Origin of the sequence: Roseovarius sp. THAF9, assembly GCF_009363715.1 — a bacterium.
Classification (GTDB): Bacteria; Pseudomonadota; Alphaproteobacteria; order Rhodobacterales; family Rhodobacteraceae; genus Roseovarius.
This window is the reverse complement of record NZ_CP045404.1, coordinates 3,749,186-3,776,057: the sequence shown is the minus strand read 5'-3', so window position 1 is coordinate 3,776,057 and position 26,872 is coordinate 3,749,186. Positions and strand designations below refer to the sequence as shown.

At 60.5% G+C, this 26,872-nt stretch carries 23 protein-coding genes and 1 tRNA gene; 8 read left to right on the top strand and 16 right to left on the bottom strand.

The genetic code is table 11. The features are described from left to right. Positions 1-46: 46 nt before the first annotated feature. Both FIU86_RS18525 and FIU86_RS18520 read left to right on the top strand, forming a co-directional pair. Positions 47-1,078 (top strand): hypothetical protein, encoded by a 1,032-nt coding sequence (locus FIU86_RS18525; RefSeq protein ID WP_368373141.1) that lies wholly within the window; start codon positions 47-49, stop codon positions 1,076-1,078. A gap of 56 nt (positions 1,079-1,134) precedes the next feature. Continuing rightward, positions 1,135-2,139 (top strand): endonuclease/exonuclease/phosphatase family protein, encoded by a 1,005-nt coding sequence (locus FIU86_RS18520; protein ID WP_254703886.1) that lies wholly within the window; start codon positions 1,135-1,137, stop codon positions 2,137-2,139. Here the strand turns inward: FIU86_RS18520 and FIU86_RS18515 are convergent. Beyond that, positions 2,103-3,035 (bottom strand): epimerase, encoded by a 933-nt coding sequence (locus FIU86_RS18515; RefSeq protein ID WP_216647191.1) that lies wholly within the window; start codon positions 3,033-3,035, stop codon positions 2,103-2,105. The genes FIU86_RS18520 and FIU86_RS18515 overlap by 37 nt on opposite strands. Positions 3,036-3,143: 108 nt before the next feature. Here FIU86_RS18515 and FIU86_RS18510 point away from each other — a divergent pair, with 108 nt between their 5' ends. The 4 genes from FIU86_RS18510 to FIU86_RS18495 all read left to right on the top strand — a co-directional run bounded on the left by FIU86_RS18510 (position 3,144) and on the right by FIU86_RS18495 (position 5,810). Next, entirely contained in the window at positions 3,144-4,028 is an 885-nt protein-coding gene (locus tag FIU86_RS18510) for a LysR family transcriptional regulator (protein WP_254703885.1), read from the top strand. Positions 4,029-4,081: 53 nt separating this feature from the next. Then, positions 4,082-5,188, top strand: coding sequence for a 3-isopropylmalate dehydrogenase (gene leuB, locus FIU86_RS18505; protein ID WP_152476427.1), 1,107 nt, complete (start codon positions 4,082-4,084; stop codon positions 5,186-5,188). Next, entirely contained in the window at positions 5,185-5,667 is a 483-nt protein-coding gene (locus FIU86_RS18500; protein ID WP_152476426.1) for a GNAT family N-acetyltransferase, read from the top strand. The genes leuB and FIU86_RS18500 overlap by 4 nt, the downstream gene beginning before the upstream one ends. Before the next feature lie 66 nt (positions 5,668-5,733). Continuing rightward, positions 5,734-5,810 (top strand) — tRNA-Pro (locus FIU86_RS18495). Positions 5,811-6,174: 364 nt separating this feature from the next. Here FIU86_RS18495 and FIU86_RS18490 read toward each other — a convergent pair. The 9 genes from FIU86_RS18490 to FIU86_RS18450 all read right to left on the bottom strand — a co-directional run bounded on the left by FIU86_RS18490 (position 6,175) and on the right by FIU86_RS18450 (position 16,298). Continuing rightward, positions 6,175-7,653: a glycosyltransferase family 39 protein gene (locus FIU86_RS18490; RefSeq protein ID WP_172977554.1), complete on the bottom strand. Its 1,479-nt coding sequence runs from the start codon at positions 7,651-7,653 to the stop codon at positions 6,175-6,177. Between the two features lie 28 nt (positions 7,654-7,681). Further along, entirely contained in the window at positions 7,682-8,308 is a 627-nt protein-coding gene (locus FIU86_RS18485) for a bifunctional 2-polyprenyl-6-hydroxyphenol methylase/3-demethylubiquinol 3-O-methyltransferase UbiG (protein WP_152476424.1), read from the bottom strand. A gap of 1 nt (position 8,309) precedes the next feature. Then, a complete protein-coding gene (locus FIU86_RS18480) occupies positions 8,310-9,254 on the bottom strand; it encodes a glycosyltransferase (RefSeq protein ID WP_172977553.1) in 945 nt (314 codons plus the stop codon). Next, positions 9,251-10,258, bottom strand: a complete 1,008-nt coding sequence (locus FIU86_RS18475; RefSeq protein ID WP_152476422.1) for a lysylphosphatidylglycerol synthase transmembrane domain-containing protein — start codon at positions 10,256-10,258, stop codon at positions 9,251-9,253. Before FIU86_RS18475 ends, FIU86_RS18480 begins: the two co-directional genes overlap by 4 nt. An 18-nt stretch (positions 10,259-10,276) precedes the next feature. Then, positions 10,277-11,473 carry a glycosyltransferase family 2 protein gene (locus FIU86_RS18470; RefSeq protein ID WP_152476421.1) on the bottom strand — a complete coding sequence of 399 codons (1,197 nt, stop codon included), beginning with the start codon at positions 11,471-11,473 and terminating at the stop codon, positions 10,277-10,279. 541 nt (positions 11,474-12,014) lie between these two features. Continuing rightward, on the bottom strand, positions 12,015-13,100 hold the full coding sequence (gene dctP / locus FIU86_RS18465; RefSeq protein WP_152476420.1) for a TRAP transporter substrate-binding protein DctP: 1,086 nt from the start codon (positions 13,098-13,100) through the stop codon (positions 12,015-12,017). A 26-nt stretch (positions 13,101-13,126) separates the two neighbouring features. Continuing rightward, positions 13,127-14,452, bottom strand: coding sequence for a TRAP transporter large permease subunit (locus FIU86_RS18460; protein WP_172977552.1), 1,326 nt, complete (start codon positions 14,450-14,452; stop codon positions 13,127-13,129). Further along, positions 14,449-15,123: a TRAP transporter small permease subunit gene (locus tag FIU86_RS18455; RefSeq protein ID WP_254703884.1), complete on the bottom strand. Its 675-nt coding sequence runs from the start codon at positions 15,121-15,123 to the stop codon at positions 14,449-14,451. Before FIU86_RS18455 ends, FIU86_RS18460 begins: the two co-directional genes overlap by 4 nt. Before the next feature lie 134 nt (positions 15,124-15,257). Continuing rightward, positions 15,258-16,298, bottom strand: coding sequence for a zinc-dependent alcohol dehydrogenase family protein (locus FIU86_RS18450; RefSeq protein WP_152476419.1), 1,041 nt, complete (start codon positions 16,296-16,298; stop codon positions 15,258-15,260). An 85-nt stretch (positions 16,299-16,383) separates the two neighbouring features. Here FIU86_RS18450 and FIU86_RS18445 point away from each other — a divergent pair, with 85 nt between their 5' ends. Next, a complete protein-coding gene (locus FIU86_RS18445; RefSeq protein WP_152476418.1) occupies positions 16,384-17,157 on the top strand; it encodes a hydroxypyruvate isomerase family protein in 774 nt (257 codons plus the stop codon). A gap of 67 nt (positions 17,158-17,224) precedes the next feature. Continuing rightward, positions 17,225-17,692, top strand: coding sequence for a rhodanese-like domain-containing protein (locus FIU86_RS18440; RefSeq protein ID WP_152476417.1), 468 nt, complete (start codon positions 17,225-17,227; stop codon positions 17,690-17,692). Between the two features lie 7 nt (positions 17,693-17,699). On the opposite strand, the gene mdoH is transcribed toward FIU86_RS18440, so the two are convergent. The 6 genes from mdoH to FIU86_RS18410 all read right to left on the bottom strand — a co-directional run bounded on the left by mdoH (position 17,700) and on the right by FIU86_RS18410 (position 26,803). Next, positions 17,700-19,568 carry a glucans biosynthesis glucosyltransferase MdoH gene (gene mdoH, locus FIU86_RS18435; RefSeq protein WP_152477229.1) on the bottom strand — a complete coding sequence of 623 codons (1,869 nt, stop codon included), beginning with the start codon at positions 19,566-19,568 and terminating at the stop codon, positions 17,700-17,702. Between the two features lie 2 nt (positions 19,569-19,570). After that, on the bottom strand, positions 19,571-21,103 hold the full coding sequence (locus tag FIU86_RS18430; protein ID WP_152476416.1) for a glucan biosynthesis protein: 1,533 nt from the start codon (positions 21,101-21,103) through the stop codon (positions 19,571-19,573). Beyond that, positions 21,100-22,410, bottom strand: coding sequence for an OpgC family protein (locus FIU86_RS18425; protein ID WP_152476415.1), 1,311 nt, complete (start codon positions 22,408-22,410; stop codon positions 21,100-21,102). The genes FIU86_RS18430 and FIU86_RS18425 overlap by 4 nt, the downstream gene beginning before the upstream one ends. Before the next feature lie 42 nt (positions 22,411-22,452). Next, positions 22,453-23,820 (bottom strand): tetratricopeptide repeat protein, encoded by a 1,368-nt coding sequence (locus tag FIU86_RS18420; RefSeq protein WP_152476414.1) that lies wholly within the window; start codon positions 23,818-23,820, stop codon positions 22,453-22,455. Between the two features lie 235 nt (positions 23,821-24,055). Next, positions 24,056-25,678: a thiamine pyrophosphate-binding protein gene (locus tag FIU86_RS18415; protein ID WP_152476413.1), complete on the bottom strand. Its 1,623-nt coding sequence runs from the start codon at positions 25,676-25,678 to the stop codon at positions 24,056-24,058. Between the two features lie 168 nt (positions 25,679-25,846). After that, positions 25,847-26,803 carry a CoA ester lyase gene (locus FIU86_RS18410; RefSeq protein WP_152476412.1) on the bottom strand — a complete coding sequence of 319 codons (957 nt, stop codon included), beginning with the start codon at positions 26,801-26,803 and terminating at the stop codon, positions 25,847-25,849. Positions 26,804-26,872 lie beyond the last annotated feature (69 nt).

Below are 26,872 nucleotides of genomic sequence, written 5' to 3'. Positions count from 1 at the left end.
ATGTAGCGTCCGACCGCTACGGCGCCGCAAATCCGGCAGCAAATTGATGCAATCTGGCACCACCATCACCATCAAATCGCCGGAAATTCTAAGTCTAACGACTTGGTATCTTGAGCCGGATGGTGAAAGAAGGCAAAAATTGGGCAAGATTGAGGCAAGCCGTCATAATCGACGGACCCAAGTTGGAACAATGGCGCGGCATCGAACCGTGTCAGGCCAGTTGGAAGGGAACCGGGCAGTGGTTTCGCAGATCATCAGCGCGCTGACGCGCGCAATACTCGTAGCTTTGCTGGTGGCAACACCCGCACTTGTGCTGCCGTCGGTCGCGACGGACACGGCACAGATCGTCGTGGTGATCGCGCTGCTCTTCTCGTTTCTGACGTTCATCGAATACTTTGGCCGTTACCCGAGCATTGTCGAATTCCGGTTCGCCCCGCCCTTCAACCGGCTGAAGTTCCTGGCGCTGGCCCTTGTGGTTGTCATGCTGTCGCTGATCGCACGTGGCAAGATCGAGCCGAGCCCGATCACGCTGATCATTACTTACTTTGCGCAAGCAATCGGCAATGCCATGGATTTTCCGTTCTCGCCGGTGCGTCTTGTTGTTCTGATGTTACCCGCGGACGCAACCCTGGAATTGGCCAATAGCGTCCGGATCGCGGCAGGCGTCGCCTACAGCGTGTCGCTGGTTATGATATTGGTTTTCGTTACGCTTGTGCGGCTTTTGGGATGGCCGATGCGTAACGGTGCGTTCAACGTCTGGGTGAACCTGCCGCTTTTCGATCCCACGCGCGGTGGTGATATCGTGGACCGGCTGCGGCGCGATTCAGGTCTTAACATTGTGTTAGGGGCTTTGCTGCCATTCTTGATCCCAGCGATCGTAAAGGCGGCATCGCTGGTGATCGAGCCGGTGTCGTTCCAGAGCGAGCAAACATTGATCTGGATGATGACCGTATGGGCCCTTCTTCCTGCAAGCATTCTGATGCGCGGCATCGCACTGATGCGCGTGGCCGAGTTGATCGAGGAAAAGCGTCGGCGCGTCTATGCCAAGGCCGAGGCCGAAGGATTGCAGAACGCCTGATCGCCGCCATTCTGATCGCGACCCTTGGCGCTTGGCCCGCGATGTCGGAAACGTTGGTGCGCATCGCAACCTTCAACACCGAGCTTGCCCGGAATGGTCCCGGACTTTTGCTGCGCGATATCCTGTCGGAGGACGATCCGCAGGCCGAGGCTGTCGCAAGGGTCATCGCGCAGGCGCAGCCCGATATCATCGCGCTTCAAGACATCGACTATGACCACGACTTGGCCGCCTTGCGGGCGCTCAGGGGCCGTATTGCCCATCACGGGCTCAACCTGGGTCATATCTTTGCGCTGCGCCCCAACGCAGGAATGGCGACAGGGCTGGACCTTGACGGAGACGGACGGCTAGGCCGTGCCAGGGACGCCCAAGGCTATGGAGAGTTCGCAGGACAGGGCGGTATGGCGGTGCTGTCGCGATTCCCCATTCTGACCGGCAAGGTGCGTGACTTCAGTGGGCGCCTTTGGCGGGACATGCCTGATGCGCAGTTGACGTTAAAGGATGATAAACCGCTTTTGCCGGCAGGTATCGCCGCGGTTCAGCGCCTGTCGACCGTGGCGCATTGGGACGTCCCTATTCAGGTCGGCGACACCACCCTGCGCGTTCTGACCTTTCACGCCAGCCCGCCTGTGCTCGATGGGCCGGAAGATCGAAACGGGCGCAGGAACCATGACGAGATTGTCTTTTGGCTTCATTATCTCGATGGCAGGCTGGGTCAGGCACCCGGCGCGCCCTTCGTGCTGGCCGGCGACGCCAACCTCGACCCGGTCGACGGCGAAGGGCGGAAAGAGGCGATCCGGCGCCTTCTTTCAGATGACCGGTTACAGGATCCGATGCCGATGCGGAGCGGCGCCTTGAAACAGGGCGAGGCCCATACAGGCGACCCACGCCTTGACACGGTAGACTGGCCTGCGCCTGTGCCTGGATCGCTTCGGGTCAGCTATGTCCTTCCATCCGCCGAGCTGGAAATCCTGGACAGCGGGATTGTGGCGCGGGGCACCGATACGGACACCGCTGAGGCAAGCCGTCACAGGTTGGTTTGGGTCGACCTTCTGGTGAAGTGACAGAACTGAGCGCTGCGCGCGTTTCGGACGCGGCTCAACCACGGCGCGGCAGCCTGGCGAACCGCATCTTCCACATCGGTATCGCGATAGGTTGGGCAAAGCTCCGACAGGCGCTTGGACCGCAAGCTGTGGGGCGTGTCCCAAAGATAGCGCATCTCAAGCAAGCCCTTTGCCATGGGCCAGACCGGCGCCGCCAGCCGAAGCGGTATCCATGACATCCGTCGCACCATGATCTTGCGGCATGAAATATGCGACAGAAGATCCGCAATCTGCCTGCCCGTAATGCTGTAACCGGGAAACATGACCTCCTCGTAACTTCCCAGGCTGAGCTTCTGGCGCGCAAGCTGTTCGGCCGCTCGCGCAAGGTCCGGTAGGTAGGCCCAGGAATGCAGCGCATTGGGATCACCTGGGTAGCGAAGCTGCCCCCGCTGTACGCGCGACATGAGAACCCTGTCGAACCAGCCGCCTGTCGGTTCGGTATCAATGAAATCTCCCGCGCGCAGAAGGATCGTTTGCACGCCGCTATCACGATAGCTCTGTTCCACTTCCTGTCGGATGCGCCCCAACGGCGTGGGCGCGGCGTGGTTTGTGCCTTCGCTCCACAGTGCCTTGGCGTCAGTGGGATAGACATAGACATTTCCTGGCAAGACCACCGCAGCGCCAGAAGCCCCCGCAGCAGCCTGCACTTTGGCGTGAAGCAGGGGGAGTTGATCTTTCCAAAGGTGATACGGCGGGTTCCACGCGGCCACGATCATATCGGCGCCTCGTGCCGCGGTCGTCAGCTCGTCCTGCGCGCGGTCGAACAACCGCACCGTCCAACCGGCATTCCAGAACGCCTCGGTGGCATGGCGCCCGAAACGGCCCTTGGCACCCAAAATAAGAACGGTCTTCTGCATGTCTTCACCCCTCGCACGACGATGATTGACGCTACGTTAGATAGTTGAACGGGAATAGGAATTGCCAAATTTCGCTCATAAGGTATTCATTTATGAATGGTAAGCCGCATGTCAGATCTGGATTGGTCGCTCGTCCGCGCGTTCCTTGCGGTGGCGGAGAAGGGGTCGCTTTCCGCCGCAGCCCGGCTTGTGGGGGCCAGCCAGCCGACACTTGGGCGCCAAGTCCGCCAGTTGGAAGAGCAACTTAGCCAGGTCCTGTTTCACCGCAAAGCAAAGGGCCTCGAACTGACTGAAAGCGGCCAGTCCTTGCTGGAACCCGCACGCGCGATGCATCGCGCCATGGTAGAGATCGAGCTTACGGCCGCCGGGCAGCAGACACAGGCAACCGGCGCGGTGCGAATTACTGCAAGCGAGACGGTGTCGGTCTATATCCTGCCGCCGATCCTGGCCCGGCTGAGGAACGAGCATCCCGGCATCAGCATTGACCTTATGCCTTCGGACAGCACCGAAAACCTTCTGTTCCGCGAGGCCGATATCGCCGTGCGCATGTATCGCCCGGAACAGCTCGAACTGGTGGCGCGCCACCTTGGAGATTTCCCGCTTAGCCTGTTTGCTTCCCGCGCCTACCTTCAACGCGCAGGACGACCGCGCACCTTCACGGACCTCTATGACCATCCTCTGATCGGCTATGACCGGAACGAGGAGATCATTCGCGGCATGCAGGAACGCGACATGCCCGCCTCGCGCGAGCTGTTTGCCTTTCGGTGCGACAGTCACACAGTGGGTTGGGAACTGGTCCGCGCGGGATGCGGCGTCGGGTTTGGCATGAAGGCGCTGGGCAAACTTCACGATGATGTCGAGGATCTCGATTTCGATATCGACCTGCCAAGCCTTCCGGTCTGGCTCGCGACCCATCAAGCTCTGCGACACACACCAAGGATTGCCGTGGTCTGGCAGGCTCTTGCAACGGGATTGAAGCCTTACCTTTCTTGACCCTCCCCGCGGCTCAGGCTAGGCGATGGAAAAGAGTTTCGAAAGGATCGCGCATGAGCACCCCCTCGCTTCTTATTCTGCCCGGCGACGGAATCGGCCCCGAGGTCATGGTCGAAGTCCGTAAGGTGATTGACTGGTTCGGATCCAACCGCGGCATGGCGTTCGACGTAAGCGAGGATCTTGTCGGCGGCGCGGCCTACGACAAGCACGGCACGCCGCTGCATGACGACACGATGGAAAAGGCGCAATCCGTTGATGCGGTGCTTTTGGGCGCGGTGGGTGGACCGAAATACGACAACTTGGATTTCTCGGTCAAGCCGGAGCGCGGCCTGTTGCGCCTGCGCAAAGAGATGGATCTTTATTCCAACCTGCGCCCGGCACAGTGCTTTGACGCCTTGGCGGATTTCTCCAGCCTGAAGAAAGACGTCGTGGCAGGGCTCGATATCGTCATTGTGCGCGAGCTGACAAGCGGCATCTATTTTGGTGAGCCGCGCGGCATCATTCAGGAAGGCAACGAGCGGGTCGGCATCAACACCCAACGCTACACCGAGTCCGAGATCGACCGCGTCGCGCGGTCGGCCTTCGAGCTTGCGCGGCGCCGGTCGAACAAGGTCTGTTCGATGGAGAAGGCCAACGTCATGGAGTCGGGCATCCTGTGGCGCGAGGTGGTCCAGAAGGTGCATGACGAAGATTATCCGGATGTCGAGCTGAGCCATATGTATGCTGATGCCGGCGCGATGCAGCTTTGCCGCTGGCCCAAGCAGTTCGACGTTATCGTCACCGACAATCTCTTTGGCGACATGCTGTCGGATGCCGCCGCGATGCTGACGGGCAGCCTGGGCATGCTGCCTTCGGCCAGCCTCGGTGCGCCGATGGCCAATGGACGGCCCAAAGCGCTTTATGAGCCCGTGCACGGCTCGGCACCCGACATCGCAGGGCAGGGCAAGGCGAACCCGATTGCCTGTATCCTCAGCTTTGCGATGGCGCTGCGGTACAGCTTCGATCAGGGGGATGAGGCCACACGTCTCGAAACCGCGGTCGAGAAAGTTTTGGCCGATGGCCTGCGCACGGCGGACCTGCTAGGTGAGGAAGGCGTACAGCCCGTGACGACAAGCGAAATGGGCGATGCAATCGTCGCCGCGCTGTCCGACGGCCTTTGATCGAAACGCTGGAGTATCGCCCGGAATTGGAGCCGGATTTCCTGCTCCTCTACCGTGAATGCCTATCGCACTACGGGATCTCTGCAGCGACACCCCAACAAGAACGGCGCGTGGTCGACCTTTTGAATGACGCGCGGCATGTTTCCTGCCTTATGGCATTCGAGGGAGATGTGGCGTTGGGTTTTGCGATCTGGACGCTGACCGTGCCTGCCGGCGCCGGAGTGGCGCTTTACATGAAAGAAATTTTCGTCAGCGAGTCTGCTCGTGGCAAAGGCGTCGGGCGGACGCTCATATGCTGGTTGCTGGCGCGTGCGCAGGCAGCAGGGTGCGTACGGGTAGACTGGCAAACCGATGGCAGCAACGCAACTTCGCAGGCTTTCTATTCAAGTATCGGCGCGCCAGAACACGACAAGAAGTCCTTTCGCATCATGGCGGAAGATTTCGAGCGCTTTCGCGGACGGATAAGCCAGGGGTGTTGAGACGCCCATCACGCGATTCCGCCCTTGCAAAGGAAATGCGGCTTCTGTAATCGGCTGTCTCACGGTCGGAGTGTAGCTCAGCCTGGTAGAGCACTGTCTTCGGGAGGCAGGGGCCGGAGGTTCGAATCCTCTCACTCCGACCAATAAAATGAGGGCCCCTCGGGGCCCTTAGGTGTTTCAGGATGTTTTCTGTCTGGGACGCGTTTCAGAAATGTGACACCGAATTCGCCTTACGGTGGCGTCTGCCGCTTCGGCATCGGAGGTAGGCTGGCGTGACGCACAGCGTTGACGTGCCCGTTGGACACTTATCGTTACCCATTTTGTGGGCGACGTTGACGGCTGTTTTCACGTAGTCGGGATGGTAGTGCGCGTGATACCTCTCGAGCGTGCCCATCGCTACGCCGAAGAGCCCTGATACGTGCCAGACAATCGCGCAGCCCCCCATGGCTCCGATAATCGCAGTGTGTCGCGCCGTGTGAGGCATGACCTCCGGCATCCCAGCACGACTCAATCGGTATATATACCGTTGAAGAGCGGAGCCCGCTCGGCCTTTGGAGGTGTCAGCATTGGATTAGCCTCGAACCGCAGCAAAATATGAGATGTAAGAAAGCCGTATTTCGTATTCAGAGCACTTCCGAATACGGAGCCCAACCCGTCTGTGCGATAGGTCGCAATGACAAGGTGCGGCTCGGCACGGAGTAATGCGCCGTAGAGCGTGGAATTCTGCCCTTCTTCTTTCGTTTTACGGACGGCCTGGGCATCGAGCCACAAGCGGGGTTCCATACGGCGACTCGGGATCATGCCGATGCCGTCGAAATAGGTCTCGTCCTGCGCAAGCTGTGCTTCGACCTGTTGGACGAGTGCCAGCTGAGCGCGGTTGTCGTGGCCCAGATACTGCACATTGCGAACAATGCTCTGTACCGCGATCACAGACAGGATGACCAGCGCCATTGCGGATCGGCTTGCCCTCTGCCGCAGCAGGACAGTCACCGCCACAGCCCCAAAGACCGCCAGGAATGGCAGCGCCATTGAGAACACGTAAGGCCATGTCTGATTGTGAAAGAAGACAAGCCCGGTGATCAGGACCGCGTGGACAAGGAATATCCGAGCTGCACTGTCGCATTTGAGAATACGCGCAGCTGACAGGACAAGGCCAAGACATACCAGCGCGTAGGGCAAAGCGTTGCGCAAGAGCGTCTGCCGGACGAAGGCATCCAGCCCTTCATAGTAGCTGCCACCGTGGAGGGCGAGTTCGACCGGCCCGAGGAAAAGCACCTTCAAGACCTGCGGCATCGCGGTGCCGCCCAGCAGGGCGCCGTAGAAGAGAATGGCGCCGGCCCAACCGAAAATGAGCAGCCCTCCACGAAAGAGCGCGCGCGAGGCAGATCGCATGCAGAGGGCATCAACCACCAAGGCGGCCCCCAATGCAAAGTTGAAATAAACCGACTTCTGCGTCGTCACGAAGGCTAGCCCGCTGAGTAGCCCCGCGATAAAAAGGGTCTTGGCTCGGTCGGTTTCATATCGGATGACGACCAGAACGGCCGAGGCCGAAAATAGCGTGGCGAGCGGTTCGGACCGAAGTCGGAATCCGCGCTCGATATAGCTGCTGAAACTGAGCAGGAGCGCCACTGCCAGTAACGCAGTGATACGCTCGTGGCCTAGGGCGCGGGCGCATTTGTAGATGCAAACGGTCAACGCCAGCGCAACGCAGGCTGTGGTCAACCGGCCCGTGATCAGCATGGATGTCGCATCCCAGCCGATCAGGTGGGACAGTTCGTAAAAGACCGCGTAGCCGACCGCTTTCTTGGGCCATATCGTGTCGAAGGTGCCATCGAACAGATATACCGGCTGGGTAAAGTGCCAAAACTCATCCATCACAAAGCGCGTGTTGATCGCCAGCACAAACAGGGCGGCGACTTTCACCAGGATGAACAGCCTTATCGCAAATGTGAGCCTTTGTTCTTGACTGAGTCCCGGAAGCTGCATGCACGTAGTTACCGTCATACCCAATGGCCTATCTGACAACCTTGAAGGCGTGGTTCTGGGACCAGGGTCTGATCGATTGCTCCGCCGCGACCGCTTCGGACCCGAATACCGAAGCGATCAGCTCCCGTTGCTCTTCCATGGCCATGTAGGCGACGTTCTTGTCGCCACCTATGTATACATCGGCCACGTAGCAGGCCGCGTGAATGGGCGTGCTGCGTCTGAGCCAGTCCTTGAACACCAGAACACTGCCGGGCATCAAAAGCTTTTTCGCGGCTTGCAGGATGTCCGCGCGGATTGCGACCGGCACATGGTGCATGACATCGTTGATGACAACCAGGTCGAACTGTCCGCTGCGTTCTTCGGCCAGGTCCTGCGCGGCGATCTGGCGGAATTCGGCACGTTCCCCGTCATACATGCGCCCCAGTTGCGGGATTATGTCGATGCCCAGGTAGGACGCATCAGGAAAGTCCCGGCAAAGGCGTTCGGCCAATGCGCCCTCGCCGCAACCGATTTCACAGATGGCGGTCGGGTCTGCCCAATCCTGGATACAGTCCGCCAGACTCTCCAGATCGATGAATACACGGCGGTAAAGTTCCGAAACGTGCCTCTCATAAGGGCCAAAGGCACGTCTTACGCTTGCTCCGATAGATCCCATTTCATGTCCCTCTTTTCATTGCCAGTTTCACCCGAGGTGCCAACCTGTTCACGATCTGTGTTGTCGTGAAAAATTCGCGCCATTCGTTAGGGCCAAGCATGAAAGCTTTTCGAAGGGCTGAACCAACGCCGCGAAGACTGCGATGATGCAGGCCCGCCAAACAGACGTTGAGCGCGTTGGCTGCCTCAGCGCGTCTGCGGGCCCGCCGCCTGAGCCGGTCCGGCAGATGCTCAAGATGGCGATCGAGCGGTATCTCCAACTGACGTTTGAAGGACTGCAAGTTCCGCGAACCGGTCATGGTCAGGGAGTTCGCGTGTATCCTGAACGCCGAGGCGTGTCCGGGATCCCAGGCCAAACCGTTTTGTGCAAGGCTCAGCCAAAGATCCCAATCCGCAGTGTACCAAAGCGCCTCATCAAGACCGCCCTTTTGTAGCGCGGCGTCACGCCGGAACATGACAGCAGGCAGAGCCAGAGTGTTTTGCACGATCAGATGCGACATCGCCTCCTCGGACGTCAGAACACGGCGCGCCGCCCCGAATGGTGGACACATTTGACCGACCGTTGCCTCGTGTTCGTCAATGAGGTCAGCGCCATGCACCCAGATGTCGACCACTTGATGCCGGCCGGCCATGTCCTTGAGAAGCGCGGCGCGCCCGGGCGACCAGACATCGTCCTGGTGCAGCATGGTGATAAGCGGTGCACTGGCCTCATGCAGGCCGATATTGGTGTTCGCGGTCCACGAGCTGCCGTCGGGGTTGTCGATGATCCGGATCGGAAGACGGGTTTGCGCCGCCTGTAGCAGATCGCGACTACCATCGGTTGACCCTTGATCGACGGCAATGATCTCGAGCCCGTCGCATTGCCCTACAAGCGATGACAGCGCGGTGTCCAGCGTCGCATGGCCGTTGAAGATCGGCATGATCACGGAAAGCCAGGGCCGGGTCATGGCGCGCTCCGCTTGCTTAATCGGAGGTCGGCAAGGAGCAGCGGTGCGATCAGGAAGAAGCCCAGGGTCGAGACCACCCGCAACGCCAGAGCGGCCTCGACCGCCTGATCGAAGGGCAAGCCTTCGCGCGCGAGGATGCCCGCCCATGTCGCTTCGACCACGCCAAGCCCACCGGGTAAAACGGGCAGCGACATCAGAAACAGAACCAACGGATAGGCGATCAGAAGGGGCAGGATATCCACGCCCGCGATGGCGTTGAGCAGCAGGACGTTTAGCGCGGCAAGGACAGCATACCCAAGCAGACTCAGCGCGGTTATCGATGTCAGGATGCCGTCGGGCAACTGCGCGGCTCTTTCGAAACCCAGACGCAGGCGGCCGGCGGTGCGCGACAGAAGTGGCGTTTCGTGATCCGCGACATGTACCAGCAGTTTGGACGCCAGCTGAATTGCAAGCCGGACGAAGACGATCAGGGCCGTCATGAACAGTATCGCTGCGCTCGCATCGAACATCCAGCCGGGTGTTGGCAGCAGGAACATTACGCTCAGTCCTGCCGCGCCGACCAGCACGAGAAGCTGAAATGTTTGCTCCAATGCCGACGTGCCGAGGGATCTCAGGACGGGGATATCGAAACGCGAAGCGAACCATGCGCGAATGACCGGGGTGCAAAGCTGGATCGGCAGAAACTGCCCGGCAATGGCGGCCGATGTCGTCGCCGCGGTTGCATGGCGGAGGGCGAGGGTTTCGCCCCGTGGCGACACGGCTTTCAGCAACACGCGCCAGCGGACAGCAGCTAGCAATACGATTGTGGCCTGGCCAAGGGCAATGACGCCATAGGTCCAAAGGGGAACGCGGGCGCACATGGCCGCAAGGCTGGCCAAGGACGCTTTGCTGGCCATGAAGAGGGCGACCATCCCCAGAACCGCGCCGGCCGTGATGGCCAGCGCGATCCAGAGCCGGCCTTGTATTGCTTCGGCCCCGCCCATGATATTTGCCTGCTTCATCATCGCATCTGCCAGCTTTGGTCAGACACTTGCTGCATACAGATGCTGCGACCGATTGCCGGAGACCACCGACATCAGGAAACCGGCAAAGAATACCTGCGCACCGATCACGCACATCGTTCCGGCCGCGATCATCGAACGCATCGCGCTGAGGCCCGCATAATCAGATGCGATCCAGCCGAGTGTGATGGTGCTGATCCATGCCAGACCGCCGACAATCAGCAACAGGCCTGCCAGAAGCCAGTATTCGAGTCGTGACGCGGTGAGAAAGGCTATGGCCCGTTTGCTGGGCCGCCGGATCAGTGCCTTGTAATTGTAGACTTGGGCGAACAACCCCATGATGATTGTCTGCATGGAGATGACCATGGCGGCACTGGCCATGACAGCCCAGTGGCTTCCAAAGAAGAAACCGCCGATTTGGACCAAGTCATTGCCCCCCGCGGCCAGCAGGGCGGTCATTAGCACAAGACCGAGCAGGCCAAGCGCGAGGCCCGGAACCATAAAGAGCCAGCTTGGGCTGAGCAAAAGCATGTAGATGAGGTGCCGCATCCCATCGCGCCACGGATTCAGATGCGGATCGCGACCGCGCTGATCGGGCGAAAGGGTGACCGGCACTTCCGCGATCCGGTAATCCAGCAAAACGGATTTCAGGAGCATTTCGGAGGCGAACTCCATTCCGGAGGACGACAGGTTGAGACGCTTTAAAGCGGGCGAAGTCAGGGCCCGCAGACCGCAATGGGCGTCGCCGATATCGGTCTTGAAGAGAAACCGCAGGAGACCCGACAGGGCTGGATTGCCGATGTAGCGGTTTTTCCAAGGCATCGCGCCGGGCTTGATACCGCCGCGAAACCGGTTGCCCATGCACAAGTCGGCACCGTTCAACAGCTCCTCGATCATCGGGACAGCTTCGACGAAGTCATAGGAGCAATCGCTATCGCCCATAACAAGATATTGCGATTTCGCCGCGCCGAACCCGGCGAGCAGCGCCGCACCGTAGCCGCGTTCCGGCACATCCACGACCCGTGCGCCAGCGCGTCTGGCAATGTCCTGGCTGCCATCGGTGCTGCCGTTGTCAGCAACGATCACTTCGCCGGAAAGGCCAAACTTCTCCCGGATTTCCGCCAGAGCGACCTGAGCCCTGAGAATGCACTTCTCGAGCGTCGCAACCTCGTTAAGACACGGCAGGACAAATGCAACAGAGATTGTTTCGTTCTTCATTAGCCCCTCACAAGCTGCCACCTAAACCGCGGAAACGGTTCGTTTCTTTTTACGGAACCTTGTGTCAAGATTGGGGCTGAACCCGTACTGATTTTGGGTTTTCAGAGAGAGATTGCGTATCGTTCCGTGATCGAATTTCGAGAATTTCTGACGTGGGATGCCGGCAAAAAGATGCTGAGCATGGAGTTCCGATGTTTTTGGTGCCGTACCAGATATCTGACGGACTTCGGGGATACTACGCAGGTATGAGCCATCAAAACGCCTTGCTTTTCTATAGTTTTGATTTCTGAACTGTCTTCGAGAGGCAGGGGCCGGAGGTTTGTATCCTCTTGCTCCGGCCAGACAAAAAAGGCACCCGCGGGCGCCTTCTTTATTTGAAACACAGTGACCCCGCGTTTGTTCGATGGTCTGCTCAACGCCGACATACTGGCGGCCCTGCGTCGGTATTGCGAGTGTTTGGCACTCGCGGATATGAAACGCAGAGAGCCGCAAAAAATGCCCGCCACGAGGGCGGGCATCTGATTGTCAAAGTCGCCCCGCTTTAACCGGCGCAATCCCGCAGAGCCGCCGCATCGGGCCCATCGGGTGTGCGCCCGAGATTGAAAGGTGCCGAGGCATCGCGCCATTGAGCGTAGTCTTCGAGATACTCGACCATGCTAAGATAGACCTTGGCCGAGTTGGGGTTAGCACAAGCCGTCTCGACGATCACTTCATTGGCCATTTCCTGGACCTTGGAAAGCGTCTCTTCATCATAGCGGTTGATCTCGACCGCCTCGTCGAACTTGGCGTAGGCCTCGGTCGCCCGTTTCTCGGTAAAGGCCAGCGACCAAAGAAGCGTGGCGTCTGCCGCGATCTGAAGTTTTTCCTGTGTTTCGGGGCTCAGCGCGTCCCACGCGGATTTGTTGATCATCACGCCGAAAACGGACGCCGACTGGTGCCAGCCCGGTGTCGCCCAGTATTGGGTGACTTGCTGGAAACCACCGGACCAATCGACATTGGGCGTCGAGAACTCGGCCCCGTCGATCACGCCACGCTCCAGAGACTGATAGATCTCTCCGCCGGCCATGGACACCTGATTGCCGCCCAGGCGTTCCAACAGCTTGCCCTGTTCAAGACCGGAAAGCCGCAGGCGCTTACCCTGAAGATCTTCCAGCGTGACGATCGGCTCGTTGGTGCGGAAACCGGATTCGTTGTTGGTGACGCCGTAGGGCAGATATACCATGCCGTACTGGCCGTAGATCTCGTTATAGAGTTCCGCGCCGCCCCATTGTTGAATCCAGTTGACGTAATCGACCGCGTTGAAGAGGCTTGGTGTTGTCGCTAGCGGCGAGAAGGCCGCGTCGCGTCCCGCCCAGTACCCGGGCCAGTCCGCGCCTGCCTGGATCGTTCCGGATTCGACGGCTCCGAAGACTTCGCCTGACGGGACGAGCGACCCGCCGTCGAAGAACTCGATTGTCAGTTCGCCTTGCGTCAGCTTGTTCGCCAGATCGACGAAGTGCTTGTCGGTTTCGATGAGTTCCAGAGAGGATGGCCAGGTCGTGGTCATCGTCCAATTTTCCTGCGCGGTGGCCTGGCTGGCCAGCGCGGTCGCGGCTGCGGCCGCGAAAACGAATGCCTTGGTAGTCATGGTCTCTCCCTTTTTCATGGTTGAGGTTACTTGGTGTAGAGGACATCCGGCAGCCATGTGACCAGTGCCGGAAAGATGGCGACGAGCAGGCACATCGCGACGATCAGCACGATGAAAGGCAGCACGCCGCGAATGATAGAGCCAGTGGCCAGGCTTTTCGGCGCTATGGCCCGAAGATAGAACAGCGCATAGCCGAAGGGTGGCGTCAGGAACGATGTTTGAAGCACGACAGCCATCAGGACGACGAACCACAAAAGGTTCACATCCGGCATTTCCTCGATGATCGGCAGGAAGATCGGAAAGGACAGCAGGACAATCCCGGTCCAATCCAGAAAAGCCCCAAGAATGAAGACGATGGCCATCATCATGGCAATCAGCATCCATGGCTCCATGTCCAGCATTCGGATCAGTTCCTGCGTCGCGCGCAAGCCACCCGTGATATTGAACACCCCGGTAAAGGCTGTCGCACCCACGACAATGAACAGGATCATGGCCGAGGTGCGCCCCGTTTCCAGCATCGCACCGTAGAAGGTGCCGAGCTGAAACCGTCCGCGCGCGATCACGATCAGCAGAGCCAGCGCGGCACCGATGGCCGACGCCTCGGTGGCGGTGGCGATGCCGGCCAGAAGCGAGCCGAGAATGCCGAAGATCAGCACCAGCGGCGGCAGCGCTTCAACCACGAGCATGCGCAGCAAGGTGCCGCGCTCAACCTTCTCGTCGGGTTCGACCGCCGGGGCAAGATCCGGGCGCATTACCGAGACGATATAGACGTAGAGCGCATAACTGAGCCCCAGAAGCACGCCGGGGATCATCGAACCGGCGAACAGTTCGCCGACCGAAAGCGGCGAATAGCTTGCCATCAGGATCAGCATGATTGACGGCGGAATGAGGATGCCAAGGCAACCGGAGGCCGCGATCACGCCGGCGGTCAGCGACGGCGCGTAGCCATATTGCAGCATCGGGCGAAGCGCCATAACCCCCATGACGGTGATCGAAGCGCCGATGATGCCGGTCGTCGCCGCCAGAAGGATCGAGATGAAGACGACCGCCAAAGCCAGCCCGCCGCGCACCTGGCTGAGCAAGAGGCGCAGCGTTTCGAACATTCGGTCCGTGACGCCCGAGTCGGACAGGAAGCGCGCCATCAGCACGAAAAGCGGAATGGCAATCAGGGTGTAATTATCGAGAACATCGCCGAAAATCCGATTGATGACGATGCCGAGCACCATCGGCTTTCCGGCAATGACCGCGGTCAGAACCGCGGTGCCGCCGAGGACGAAGGCCAGCGGGTGCCCCAGGAAAAGGCCCACAAGAAGCAGGCCGAACATCAGGACCGCAATCAGTTCCGGGTTCATTCCGAGATCTCCTGCCGGTCGAGGATGATTTTCAGCACCTCGGCGATCCCTTGCAGCAGCAAGAGCCCCGCAGCCACGCACATGGCCATCTTGAGCGGATAGACAGGCATCTGAATGGCGCCGTAGGTGACCTCGCCTTGCGCCCAGGAGGTCGAGGCGAAGTCCCAAGACCGGGTCAGAAACACCCAGGCGAAGGGAAAGAAGAAGATCACGTAACCCAGAAGGTCCGCGATCCGTTGACCACCCCGGCCCAGCCTTTCGGTCAAAATATCAACGCGCACATGCGCATTGTGACGCAACGCGTAGCCGCCAAGCAGGATGAAGTAGAATCCGAACAACTGCTTGGAGACGTCAAAGGCCCAACGTGTGGGTTCGCTGAACACGTAGCGCAAGACGACGTCATAAATGATGATGCCGGCAAAAATGATGGCCAGAACGGAAACGATCTTTCCGACCACTTCATTCAAACCGTCAATAGCACGCACGATCACGGCGTCTCCTCCCACCGACCACTCAGCGATTCCCGGTGCACTTTCCCGTTTGCGCACCAATCTGCTCCAGACCATCGCGTGATTTGGGTGGAAGTGCAACCGATCAGCGGGCACACCATAATTATTTAATTTTTTTGAAGAAAATCCTTCAAGTCGGTTTATCTGAAAGTGGTTGCGCATAATTTTTTCAACTAAGCGCCCACAGTTCCACCATCGCCCAGCAATGGCATGTCTGGGTCTCGATTGCGGTGCACGTCAGAGCTCTTATCAAGGTGTCGTCCGAGACCTTTTGCTCGGAAAACACCCCCGGCCTTTTAGAACTCGGTGATCACTGTCGCGCCGATACCGGCAAAGCTATCCATGTTTGTCAGCGCGTCGATGGATGCCTCGAGCGTGATCCGATTGCCGATCAGCTTATCGGGCGACAGCGCGCCCGATTGTATCATCGTCAGCATGGCGTCGTAACGATGTGCCTGCATCCCGTGGCTGCCGAGGATTTCAAGCTCGTCGCCGATCACCTTGGCCATCGGCGCGGCCGGCGTGGCCTGATCGGCAAGAAGCAAACCGACTTGAACGTGACGCCCCCGCTTGCGCAGGCAGGAGACGGAATTGAAAAAAGTGTTGGGATGCCCCAGCGCATCCAGCGACACATGCGCGCCGCCGCCGGTTATATCGCGCACCGCGTCGACCACATCGGCGATCGTCGTAGCATTTAGCGTGGCAGAGGCGCCGCAGGATTGGGCAAGGGCAAGCTTTTCATCCGAAATGTCGATGGCGATTGTGTTTGCCCCGATTGCCCGTGCGATCATCAGTGCGGACAGCCCGACGCCGCCGCAGCCATGCACCGCCACCCATTCCCCGGCGCCGACGCGGCCCTGATCGACGACCGCTCGAAACGCCGTGGCAAACCGGCAGCCAAGGCTGGCGGCGGTTTCGAACGCCATCGTTTCAGGAAGGCCCACGAGGTTCAGATCGGCTTGTCCGATAGCGACATATTGCGCGAAGGACCCCCAGTGCGTGAATCCGGGCTGAAACTGGTTGTGGCAGACCTGCTGGTGGCCTGCATGGCATTCCTGGCAAGTACCGCACCCGCCGACGAATGGTACCGTCACCCTGTCACCGACCTTCCACCGACGCACTTCGTGCCCGACCGCGGCGACCCGCCCGGCAAGCTCGTGCCCGGGAACATGTGGAAGCGAGATGTCGGGGTCGTGGCCCATCCAGCCGTGCCAATCGCTGCGGCAAACACCCGTCGCGCCGACCTCGATGACAACGCCCTTGCCATCCGGTGTCGGGTCCGGAACACTTGCGATCTTCGGCGTGACGCCGAACTGATCGAACAACACGGCCTTCATGGTGTTTTCCCTTGGATCGATGCATCGTCTATGTTCATGATTTAGCAGGGTCGTCCTATCTGCAAAAGCGGGTCAAGCAACTCTCATGCCGAGGTTTTCCGCCAATCTGGGTTTCCTTTGGTCGCGGCTGGATTTGCCGGAGGCCGTTTGTGCGGCCGCACGAGCCGGTTTCGATGCGGTGGAATGTCATTGGCCCTACGACACGCCGCCCGAGGCTCTGCGCGACGCGCTGAAGGAGACGGGCCTGCCCCTGCTCGGCCTGAACACGGCTCGGGGCGACGTATCCGCCGGGGATTTCGGCCTGACCGCCCTGCCGGGGCGTGCGGTGGACGCGCGCGCCGCCATCGATGCAGCTGTCGACTACGCTTGCGCAGCAGACGCCGAGGCAATCCATGTCATGGCAGGCCGGGCGGAGGGGACAAAGGCCGAGTCGGTTTTCCGGGACAACCTTGCCTATGCTTGTGACATCGCATTCGACAGGACCATCCTGATCGAGCCGATCAACTCGTTCGACGCGCCCGGCTATTTTCTGCAATCCACCGACCATGCGCAGCAGGTGATCGCAGACGTGAACGCGCCGAACTTGAAGCTGATGTTCGATTGTTACCATGTGGCGCGGGTCGAGGGCGATGTGGTCGCGCGCCTGCAAGCGGTCCTACCTGTTATCGGGCATATTCAGTTCGCTGCGGTGCCTGACCGGGGTGCGCCGGATCACGGCGACCTAGACTATGACATGGTGTTCCGCGAGATCGACGCGCTTGGTTGGACCCGCCCCCTGGGTGCGGAATACAAGCCCTCGGGTGACACCGAGATATCGCTTGGCTGGCTTGCCCGCGCACGCGAACGTGCTGCGCGGTGAGGGTTTGGACCATGACAGGCGCACAGGGCCGCGATACGTTGAGCGCGGACCCTTAAGGACGAAAAAGATGACAGGAAAACCCGCCTCGCGCCTTTCTCGCCGCGCCCTGCTGGGGGCCGGCATGGGTATTGCCGCGGCGGCCGGTGTTGGCTGGGCGGTCTGGTCAAGGCCGCAATTCGACGGTGCTGCGCTCTCGGTCCGTGACGCCTTCGAGGCGGCAAAAGCTGGCGACATCATCCTGGTTGATATTCGCCGGCCCGACGAATGGGCGCGCACAGGCATTGGCCAAGGCGCCCATCCAATCGACATGCGGCATGCCGGGTTCATTGCCGAACTCGATGCATTGACGGGCGCACGCAAGGATGTGCCGATCGCCCTGATCTGCGCGCGTGGCGTCCGTTCCGCACGGCTGAGCATTGCCCTGACCGAGGCAGGGTATACCCGGGTCATCAACGTACCCGAAGGCATGTTGGGTTCCGACGTCGGGCAGGGCTGGATCGAAACGGGATTGCCGGTAACGGCCTACGACAGTTGAGCCTTGGTTACTCTGCAGCCTGCCGCGAGGGTGGCTTGCCTTCCAGAGCCTGCTTCAGTTCGGCGCGGTAATGCCGCGCGGCCTGGGTGATCGGGGGTTCGCGCCATAGTTCCTTGGTTCCCATCCACTTGGACACCAAGCCCTTCAGCGACACGCCGCTGAGGGCCGACAGGGGAACGGCCAGAACAAGACTGACCGCGATCGGAAGCAGCCAAAGCGACACCAGCCCCGCCGCCATGCCGGCGACCAACAGGACACCGCTTGCCGTTTCCAGCGCATGGCAGATCAGCAAGGTCCCAAGGCCGTAGCGGCCACCGTCACGCTGTTGTGGGCTCCAGCCGCTTTGCAGGCCGAACACGGTGCGGAAGACCGCGATCATCTGTTGCACCATCAGGATTGGCGCATAGGCGACCGACAGCGCCAGTTCGGACAGGAATGACAGCGCAAAACGCCATGGCCCCCCATATTCGGCAAAGCGCGACCGTGTCAGCGGGACCACCAGGATGCCCAGTAGTTTCGGCAGCAATAGCAGCGAATACATAAGCGCGATGATCAGGACGTGTTTCGCCTCGGTCATCTCGGGCCAGACCGGCATCAGAGGGTTGTCGGGACGGAAATAGGTCAGCACGGACTTGTCGCCGCCCTCGCCCATAAGCGCCCACATTACCAGAAGCGCGAACCAGATCGGCGAGGCGAGATAGCTCATCGCGCCGTGGAACATGTGAAAACGCGAGGCGGTCCGCAGGCCGCGCGTCGACAAGAGGCGCAGGTGTTGCAAGTTGCCCTGGCACCAGCGGCGGTCCCGTTGAATGTGGTCGATCAGAGTCGGCGGCGTTTCCTCGTAAGAGCCGCGGATGCGCGGAAGGACCCGCACGCCCCAACCGGCCCGGCGCAATAGACCGGCCTCGACAAAATCGTGGCTCATGATCAGTTGATCGCGGCCCGTCAGCGAACGCAGGTGCGGCAGGCCGGCGCTGGCCGCAAAAGCCTCGGTGCGGATGATCGCGTTGTGACCCCAGTAGTTGCCTTCCTGCCCGGTCCAGCGGGCCAACCCCTCGGCCAAAGCGGTGCCATAGACGCCGTTGGCGAACTGCTGCATCCGGGAAAAAACGGTGTTGGCGCCGATGAGTTGCGGACAGCTTTGAATGAGACCCGCTCCCGGATCCTGTGCCAGCGCATCGGTCAGGCGACCAATTGCGCGGCCGGACATTAGGCTGTCGGCATCCAGCACCAGCATGGCGGGCCAGTCAGCACCCCAGTTCTGAACCCAGTCCGTGATGTTGCCAACTTTGCGGTCGGTATTCTCGGCCCGTCTGCGATAGTAAATGCGAAGCCCCGGAGACAGCGTGGCCTGAAGCGAGCGGATGGAATCCTGTTCCGCACGGGCGATAGCGTCGTCCCGCGTATCGCTAAGGATGAACATGGCGTATTCATGCGGCCCCCCGCGCGCCCTCAGTTCTTCCAGCATGGAACGGGCGTTGCCGAGCACGTACCACGGAACCTCGTTGTAGATTGGCATCAACAGCGCCACCTTCAGGGGTCGTGGATGGCCGGGACGCTTCAACGCCTGCGTCAAGGAACCGATGCCCAGCAAGACCGTGGTGACCGTCAGGCAGAGCCAGAACACGTTGAACGACATCAGGCCCAGGAGCGTGCCCTCGACCCACGTGATGCCATCGGCACCGAACCAGTCCCACATGAACCAGATGAACCCGATGGTCGCCAGAATCGCCGGTATGAAGACCACGCAACGCCAGAGCGTGACGTGTTCTTCCGGTCGGGCCGGAGGCGCCTTGGGATCTGCATAACAAGCGTCGAGATCCTGCTCGGGCATGTCGAGCGGGGCCAGTGGCGGCATTACCCGAAGGTCGTTCATACTCATGACGTCCACCTGTAGAGCCACACCTCGGACGCGTTCTGTCCGTCCTTGCGCAGTTGCGCACGCAGTTCGACATGGCCGCGTTCGCCGGGGTCGAAATTGAACGCCAGCCGTAGCCCGCCAGTGGCCGGGTTGCGTTGCAGGACGCCATCGCTGACCTCGACATGCGGCGAATGGATATGCACGTCGATCTCGTCCGGTCCGTCATCGAAGAGCGGGCTGTCCTCGAAATCGATCACGACGACCCGGCCCTCGCCAAAGGCCCGTTTGCCCATGGCGGTGTTCAGCACGCGGGGCATGTCGCCCTGCACTGGTGCCTCCGCCGCCCATGTCAGCCGATAGGACAGATCCACCTGCTGACCCGCTGGCATGGGCTCGGCCGGTCGCCAATAGGCGACGATGTTATCGTAGATCTCTTCCTGTGTCGGAATTTCCACCAGCGTCACCGTGCCCCGGCCCCAGTCGCCTTTCGGTTCGACCCAAAGGCCGGGCCGGTTGTGGTAAAGCGCCTCAAGGTCGGCAAAATCAGACAGTTTGCGGGCGCGCTGCATCAGCCCGAACCCACGCGGATCGGTATCGACGAAGCTGGACACTTGCAGTTCTTTCGGGTTGGCCAATGGCCGCCAGATCATCTCGCCATTGCCGTTGAGCATCTGCAACCCGTCGGTGTCATGCACCGCGGGGCGGAAATCGTCAAAGCGGCTGCGATTGGTCTGATCGTAGAGAAACATGGACGTTAACGGCCCAAGGCCGACATTGTTCAATTCGACACGCGGAAAAAGTGTTGCCTCGACCTCCATCACGCTGGCGGCGCCGGGTGTTATGTCGAAACGATAGGCGCCGGACACGCTTGGACTGTCCATGAGGGCGTGCACGACCATACTTTCCTGATCCGGCCCGGGCGCTTCCAGCCAGAACTGGATGAACCCTGGAAACTCCTCGCCCTCGGGGCCGGCGGTGTTCAGCGCCAGACCCCGACCGGACAAGCCGTAGGTCTGCCCTATGCCGATGGCGCGGAAGTAACTGGCGCCCTGAAATACGCAGAACTCGGTTTTATACTCCGGGTGACCAAGTTCGGTGCGTAGGCGGATCCCGGAAAACCCGAGGCTTTCGGCGGTTTTGGTCAGGTCCGGCACGAGGTCGCCCTTGTCGAACATCGCAAGGTCGAAGGTCACAGGGCGCGCCATGCCGTCTTCGACCGAAAAGACCTTGATGGCGCGCGGAAAATAGAGTCCCGGCGCGAAGAAATCGATATTATAGGAGCGGTCCGTGTCGGCCCAGAGCGCATGGTCTCGAGGAAAACGAATGTCGCGATACTGGTCGTAGGTCAGCGCTCGCCAATCTTCGGGCACGGTGTCGCGTGGCGTGTACTCTTGGCGCGACCTTTGCCGCGCCAACTCGATCACCATCTCACGGCTGAAAGGCTCGGGCCCGTCGGTGGCGGCTGCGTGCCGCGCGGCAATGGGCCAAAGTGCCGAAGCTGCGACTCCACCCAGCAGTTGGCGGCGCGAAAGCGAGAAAGCGCGGTTCATATTGGGGACCTTGTCGGTTTGCGCGGTTTCCACGGGGTCGACTTGAACCAAGCCGCTGTGTAGGCGCAGGCAACGAGCAGACCGAAACCGACCAGATTGATGACTGCGTTGGTCCATGGGTTACGGACGAGGTCATCACCTTCCAGCGTCGATGTTTCGTCAAGCCAGACACCCAACAGCCGCGCGAGCAGCATCGAGAACACGAAGACAGCGAGCGATTGCTGACCGACCTTCATGATGATGTTGTTCACCACCCAGGACCAAACCTGACCGACCCGGAGGTATTTGCCCCCTTCGCCCACAGCGACCCAGCCGAGATAGCCAAGCGCCAGCATGTGAAGATAGCGAAACAGCCCGAAATCCGTTTTGCTGCGCAGCGCGCCAAAGTCGCGGTATGTCTCCCATTGCCAACTGCGGATGCTGTCCCACCATGCCGGTTGCCAGTCATAGGCGCGCATGCCGACGGAGGAAAAGACGAAGGAAAAGAGCACGTAAGCCGTGGCGGCACCGATCAGCATCCGGTTGACAGGTGGGCGGGGCAGCCAGCCGATCATCAGCGCGAAACCCGTGAAGAAACACAACTGCCAGCCGAACGGGTTAAAGAACCATGGGCGCTCATCTTGGCCTTCGGGGAACCAGAGTTGCGCGGGCAGTTGCAGCGGCGTGACGTCGGTATCGCTGACCAGTTCGAGCATCTCGACGTTGGCTGTACACCAGATGAGGACGCTGGCGCCCAGTACCGCAAGGGGATGAAGCCGCGAAAGGGCCATCATGAGCGGGATCATCGCGAGGATCACCAGGTACATGGGCAGGATATCGAAATAATTGGGCACATAGGTCAGCGTCATGAGACCGATCATGTTGCCTTCGATATTGTTGAGAAACGGCGGCAAATTCAGCTGGCTGACATAGTCGCGCAGCGTAAATCCCAGATAGGGCAGGGCGAGCATGCAGACCAGTACGACGAAAAAGAGGCCGATATGCGCCCAGTAGACCTGCCAGACCCGAAAGGCGATTCGCGCAGAGCCCATGGCGAGGCCCTTGCTCTGGAACAGTTTGCCGAAGGCGATGGCCGACGCCATGCCAGAGCAGAAGACGAACATCTCGGTCGCGTCGGAAAACCCCCAGCGCGCGGGAATCCACCTGGTCCAGAGGTTGCCGGGCGTGTGGGCCAGAAGGATGATGAACATCGCGATGCCGCGAAAGAAATCCAGTCTGGGATCGCGCAAGGTAGCCACTGGCGTCGCACTGACGGCAGGGGACTCGACGGTTTTTTGGTAATCGGATGATGGCGAAATGGTCGCCATGGTATTGGTCTTTCTTTTTATAAACCGGGAGTTGATCGTGATCTATTCGGCCGGCAATGAGGTTGTATCATACCCGCCACGACCCGACGCGATCAGCGCACGGCGGGCTGCGGCATATCCGTCTTCGCGCCCCGCACGCTTGGACTGTCGATCATCTAGGATTGCTTCGGCCTGATCCAAGTACCCGGCACGAATTCCGGCATCGATCGTCATACGCTCGAACACGTCGCGCTGCGCGTGGCTGCCTCCGGCGCGCTGCATCCCGTCTCGTGCCTGAGCAAGTTTGAGGAATGCAGCGTCGTATCGCGCATCACCAAACGCCTCCAGCCCTTGTGCAGCGGCGACGCCGGGGTCGCTCATGCGGCTGCCCATCTCGCAGTTGGACTTGGCATCCTGTGCGATCCTTTGCAGCATTCGCGACGTCGCGCCGGGCCGCTTGTCGCCGGTCAATGCCATCAGGTAGTGCAGGTCAGCAAAGATAAGACAGCCATCCTCGGTGCGGTTGGCGCAAATTTCGGACAGCTCCTCCCACCGGTTGCCGACATTAACGCCTTCCAGCTCCAGCCGCATCAACAGAGAAGTCGCGTTCGAGATGTCGCGGTAGTCATCGGTCCGGTCGCTGCGGATCTGGGTGTCATAGAGGTTCAGAACAGCGTCCACTTGGCCCAGATCGAGATGCATCAGCGCCTTGTGCCACCACACGTGATACCTGAAATTGTTGCAATGCGCCCAGGCAGCTTCTCGGCCTGTCAGCCAGTCGAGACCTTTCGCGGCATTTGCCGTCATGTCATGCACATGCGCCACGGCATGAAGCCCCCACGCGTCATCAGGTGCCATCCAAAGCGCCTGCCGCCCCGCGATTTCCGCCTTCTCGTAGTCGCCGGTCTCCTCGAGCGCGAAGGCATGGCATCCAAGAAGATAGCCTCTTGCGGCGTGATCGGGGCCATAGGCCGGGAGCACCCTCTCGATGGACCGACGCATGCCGTTGGCATCGCCAAGAACAAAGCGCAGGGCGTGACTGAGCTTCATCGCAAGCGCATCTTGAGGCTGCGCCGTCAAGACCTCCTCCAGAAGCGCTATGGCATTGCTTGGCCGGCCATCTAGCCAAACGCCAAGCGCGTCGACGTATTTACGTTCCCGCGCCGTCGCTCCGACGTTTTCCAGCGCCGCAAGCGCTGCTGCGTGAGCCTCGTGCGCGGTTTGGAGAAGTTCATGGCGGCCAAGAAGGACGTAAAACATGCCCTTGACCGCATGGCTGAGCGCGAAGTCAGGCTCGACCTCCAGCACCTTGCCAAGATGCTCAGGCGTGACAGCGGCATGGGCGAGAAAGCCCAGCATCGTATCGTTCCACGCCTCAACGGCAGTTTCATGCGTCAGGCTGACGGGCTGATCGAAGACATCGGTTTTCATAAACTCTTCCGTAACTCGCGCGGGACCGCCCCGCTAAACCTGCTTAACAAACAGATAAGTCAGACACACAACGGTATCGTTCGCGCTAACGTATTGGTGAAGCTTCGTGTATCGAGATTGGGGCGCGACTGCGAAAAATCGCCTAAAAATCGTACCGCTCGGCGGAATTACCCCGATACGGGTGTGAATTCGCCGGTTTTTTGGGCGAATGTTACAAGATCATGTGCTTTCAGGGTCAGATACGGCCGTCATACCCGCCCTGTTCGATCTCGGCTGCGATCACGGTGAACGTCTTGCAGGACTGTGCCTCCTGCAGCGCCGCGCGCAATTCGGCTCGGTTGCGCACCGTGTGACCGGCGCCTCCGAAAGAGCGGCCGATGGCAGCGAAGTCGTGCCGTGCGAAATCGACGCCTTGGTTCTGCATCTGTCGCTGACGCTGTTTCAGTTCGATCAGCGCAAGGCTGGCATCGACGAAGACAAGGAAAATCGGTGTCAGCCCCAGTTCCGACGCGGTCGCGAGCTCGCCCGCGACCATCAGAAAACCCGCATCGCCAGAAAAGCTGATGATGGGCCTTTCCGGCTCGGCGATCTTGAGGCCAATGGCCATCGGCAAGGCGCACCCCATCGTGCAAAGACCCGAGGATTGGATCAAACCGCGGGGCTCGCTGCAGCGCCACATCTGGCTGAGGAGAATCCGATGCGCCCCGCTATCGGCGGTGGCAAGCGTGGTATCGGGCATGACCGCACGGGTTTCGGCGATGACTCCTGCTGGGCCCCAGTCATCGCCATGCGGAAAGGCGTCGGCCAAGGCCGCCCGCGACTTGCCCGGCGCGCCGTCCGCCCAGGTTTCGCGGACCGCGGTATTCTGGGCCAGCATCTCGAGCGTTTCTCCGGTATGGCCGACGAAGTTCAGCGTTGCCTGATGCATGTAATGAGTGTTTGGAACAGCGGCGATGTCGATCACCGTCTGCCGCGTCGGGTCGACGGCGTTGCGCCAGCCGGTGCGCATCTCGATCGGGTCGTAGCCGATGCACAAGACAAGGTCCGCCCGGGCGACCAGCGGAAGCAGGTGCGTGTCGGCCAATGGCGACAGGCCTGCGGCGCCAAGACAGAGCGGGTGGTCTTCCGGCAGGACGCCTTTGGCCTTGTAGGTGGTGATGAAGGGAATGCCGAATTGTTCCAGAAAGGCGCGCAGAACGGTATGTGACCTGTCTTGCAGCACGTCCAGACCGACAATGGCGACAGGTTGCTCCGCCTCGGCCAGAGCCGTGCGCGCACGCGCGGCGTTGGCACCACTGGGGGCAACCGGCGATGCGGCGGGTCGAACGGGGCGCGGGATATCTGCCGAAACGGGCGTATCCGCCACGCTGATTGGCACGTCGATCAGGACCGGACCGCATCGCGGCTCGGTTGCAATCGACACCGCCTTGTCGGCCACGATGCCGGCCCCGACGGCCGTCAGTTGAAATGTCGCCTTGGTGATCGGGGCAAAGACGGCGCGATGGTCAAGGACCTGATGCGTGTAGGTCAGCGCCTCGTCCGCGTCGACGCATCCGGTAAGCACGATCATCGGAACTCGGTCCTGCTCGGCATTGGCGACGACATTGACGCCGTTCATGGCGCCGGGCCCGACGGTGGCGACAAGGATCGCAGGTGCGCCGTCGCGGTGGTGTACGGCCTCGGCCATGAACCCGCCGGCGTTTTCGTGTTTGACCAGCGTGAACCGGATGCCTGCCTTTTCGAGCGCGTCAACGATGGTAAGCACTTCGCCGCCCGGCATACCGAACGCGTGGCGACACCCCGCCTGGTAAAGTCGCTGAGCAAGAATGTCGGCGGCACGAAGCGGCGGAGTCGTCATCGTCTGTCCCTGAAGCGGTTGGTCCTGTGCCGGAGCCTAGCCGCAGTCGCAATGGGATGTCCCGTGACATTTGCAAAACTGTATTCACGCATGCGTCAGAAAGCGAGATCTGCAAAGAAAAACGGCCCCCGAAACGCCGGGGGCCGTCCTGTCCAGCAAGATAGCAGGTCAGTCTTCGATCATTTCCGCCGATTTGACGATGACCTCGGCTTGCTTGATCGAGGCGATGTCGATCAAGCGGCCCTTGTAGGTGGTGGCCCCCAGTCCCTTTTTCTTGGCTTCTTCCATTGCCTCGAGGATCTCGCGCGCCTCGGTGACCGCTTCCTCGGTGGGGGTGAAGATCTCGTTGCACGCCTCGACCTGGCTGGGGTGAATCGCCCATTTGCCGACCATGCCCTGCGTCAGGACACGCAGCGCCTGCGCGCGGAAGCCTTCGGGATCCGAGAAGTCACCGAAGGGGCCGTCGACCGGCAGAAGGCCATGGGTGCGGCAGCAGGCAACGATCTTGGCGGTCGCCCAGTGCCACGGATCAACCCAGTAGTTCTCGCCATTGCGGTGCATGTAGTAGTTTTCCTGCGTGCCGCCGATGCCGGTGGTCTGCATCCCCATGTAGGCGGCGAAGTCGGCGGCGCCGAGGCTCATCGCCTCCATCCGGGGGCTGCCTTGCGCGATATCCTCGACATGGCAGATGCCCATCGCGGTTTCGATGATGCATTCGAACGCGATGCGCTTCTTGTGGCCCATGGCCGCTTCGATCGAACTGACCAGCGCGTCGACGGCGTAGATGTCATCGCCGGACCCCGCCTTGGGGATCATGATCATGTCCAGCCGGCCATTGGTCTGCTCCAGCAGATCAACCACGTCCTTGTACCAATACTGGGTATCAAGACCGTTGATACGTACGCTGAGGGTTTTCTTGCCCCAGTCGATGTCGTTGATTGCCTCGATGGCGTTCTTGCGGGCCTTGTCCTTGTCCGACGGTGCCACGGCATCCTCAAGGTCGAGGTTTATGACGTCGGCCTTCGACGCGGCCATCTTCTCGAACAGGCTGGGGTTGGAGGCCGGGCCGAACAGCTGGCAGCGGTTGGGGCGCGCGGGCGCGGGAGGTTGCGGACGGAAACTCATATTGTGATCCTTTGGTCAGATTGTTGCGAAACCACGTCGCAGACCAGCTATAAAATTGCGCCGCCATTG

What these genes read in the sequence shown, in the direction of transcription:
- FIU86_RS18525 (WP_368373141.1), top strand. Translation starts at nt 47, where the DNA reads ATGCAATCTGGCACCACCATCACCATCAAATCGCCGGAAATTCTAAGT.
- FIU86_RS18515 (WP_216647191.1), bottom strand. Translation starts at nt 3,035, where the DNA reads ATGCAGAAGACCGTTCTTATTTTGGGTGCCAAGGGCCGTTTCGGGCGC.
- FIU86_RS18510 (WP_254703885.1), top strand. Translation starts at nt 3,144, where the DNA reads ATGTCAGATCTGGATTGGTCGCTCGTCCGCGCGTTCCTTGCGGTGGCG.
- leuB (WP_152476427.1), top strand. Translation starts at nt 4,082, where the DNA reads ATGAGCACCCCCTCGCTTCTTATTCTGCCCGGCGACGGAATCGGCCCC.
- FIU86_RS18490 (WP_172977554.1), bottom strand. Translation starts at nt 7,653, where the DNA reads ATGCAGCTTCCGGGACTCAGTCAAGAACAAAGGCTCACATTTGCGATA.
- FIU86_RS18485 (WP_152476424.1), bottom strand. Translation starts at nt 8,308, where the DNA reads ATGGGATCTATCGGAGCAAGCGTAAGACGTGCCTTTGGCCCTTATGAG.
- FIU86_RS18480 (WP_172977553.1), bottom strand. Translation starts at nt 9,254, where the DNA reads ATGACCCGGCCCTGGCTTTCCGTGATCATGCCGATCTTCAACGGCCAT.
- FIU86_RS18475 (WP_152476422.1), bottom strand. Translation starts at nt 10,258, where the DNA reads ATGATGAAGCAGGCAAATATCATGGGCGGGGCCGAAGCAATACAAGGC.
- FIU86_RS18470 (WP_152476421.1), bottom strand. Translation starts at nt 11,473, where the DNA reads ATGAAGAACGAAACAATCTCTGTTGCATTTGTCCTGCCGTGTCTTAAC.
- dctP (WP_152476420.1), bottom strand. Translation starts at nt 13,100, where the DNA reads ATGACTACCAAGGCATTCGTTTTCGCGGCCGCAGCCGCGACCGCGCTG.
- FIU86_RS18460 (WP_172977552.1), bottom strand. Translation starts at nt 14,452, where the DNA reads ATGAACCCGGAACTGATTGCGGTCCTGATGTTCGGCCTGCTTCTTGTG.
- FIU86_RS18455 (WP_254703884.1), bottom strand. Translation starts at nt 15,123, where the DNA reads ATGCGCAACCACTTTCAGATAAACCGACTTGAAGGATTTTCTTCAAAA.
- FIU86_RS18450 (WP_152476419.1), bottom strand. Translation starts at nt 16,298, where the DNA reads ATGAAGGCCGTGTTGTTCGATCAGTTCGGCGTCACGCCGAAGATCGCA.
- FIU86_RS18445 (WP_152476418.1), top strand. Translation starts at nt 16,384, where the DNA reads ATGCCGAGGTTTTCCGCCAATCTGGGTTTCCTTTGGTCGCGGCTGGAT.
- FIU86_RS18440 (WP_152476417.1), top strand. Translation starts at nt 17,225, where the DNA reads ATGACAGGAAAACCCGCCTCGCGCCTTTCTCGCCGCGCCCTGCTGGGG.
- mdoH (WP_152477229.1), bottom strand. Translation starts at nt 19,568, where the DNA reads ATGAACGACCTTCGGGTAATGCCGCCACTGGCCCCGCTCGACATGCCC.
- FIU86_RS18430 (WP_152476416.1), bottom strand. Translation starts at nt 21,103, where the DNA reads ATGAACCGCGCTTTCTCGCTTTCGCGCCGCCAACTGCTGGGTGGAGTC.
- FIU86_RS18425 (WP_152476415.1), bottom strand. Translation starts at nt 22,410, where the DNA reads ATGGCGACCATTTCGCCATCATCCGATTACCAAAAAACCGTCGAGTCC.
- FIU86_RS18420 (WP_152476414.1), bottom strand. Translation starts at nt 23,820, where the DNA reads ATGAAAACCGATGTCTTCGATCAGCCCGTCAGCCTGACGCATGAAACT.
- FIU86_RS18415 (WP_152476413.1), bottom strand. Translation starts at nt 25,678, where the DNA reads ATGACGACTCCGCCGCTTCGTGCCGCCGACATTCTTGCTCAGCGACTT.
- FIU86_RS18410 (WP_152476412.1), bottom strand. Translation starts at nt 26,803, where the DNA reads ATGAGTTTCCGTCCGCAACCTCCCGCGCCCGCGCGCCCCAACCGCTGC.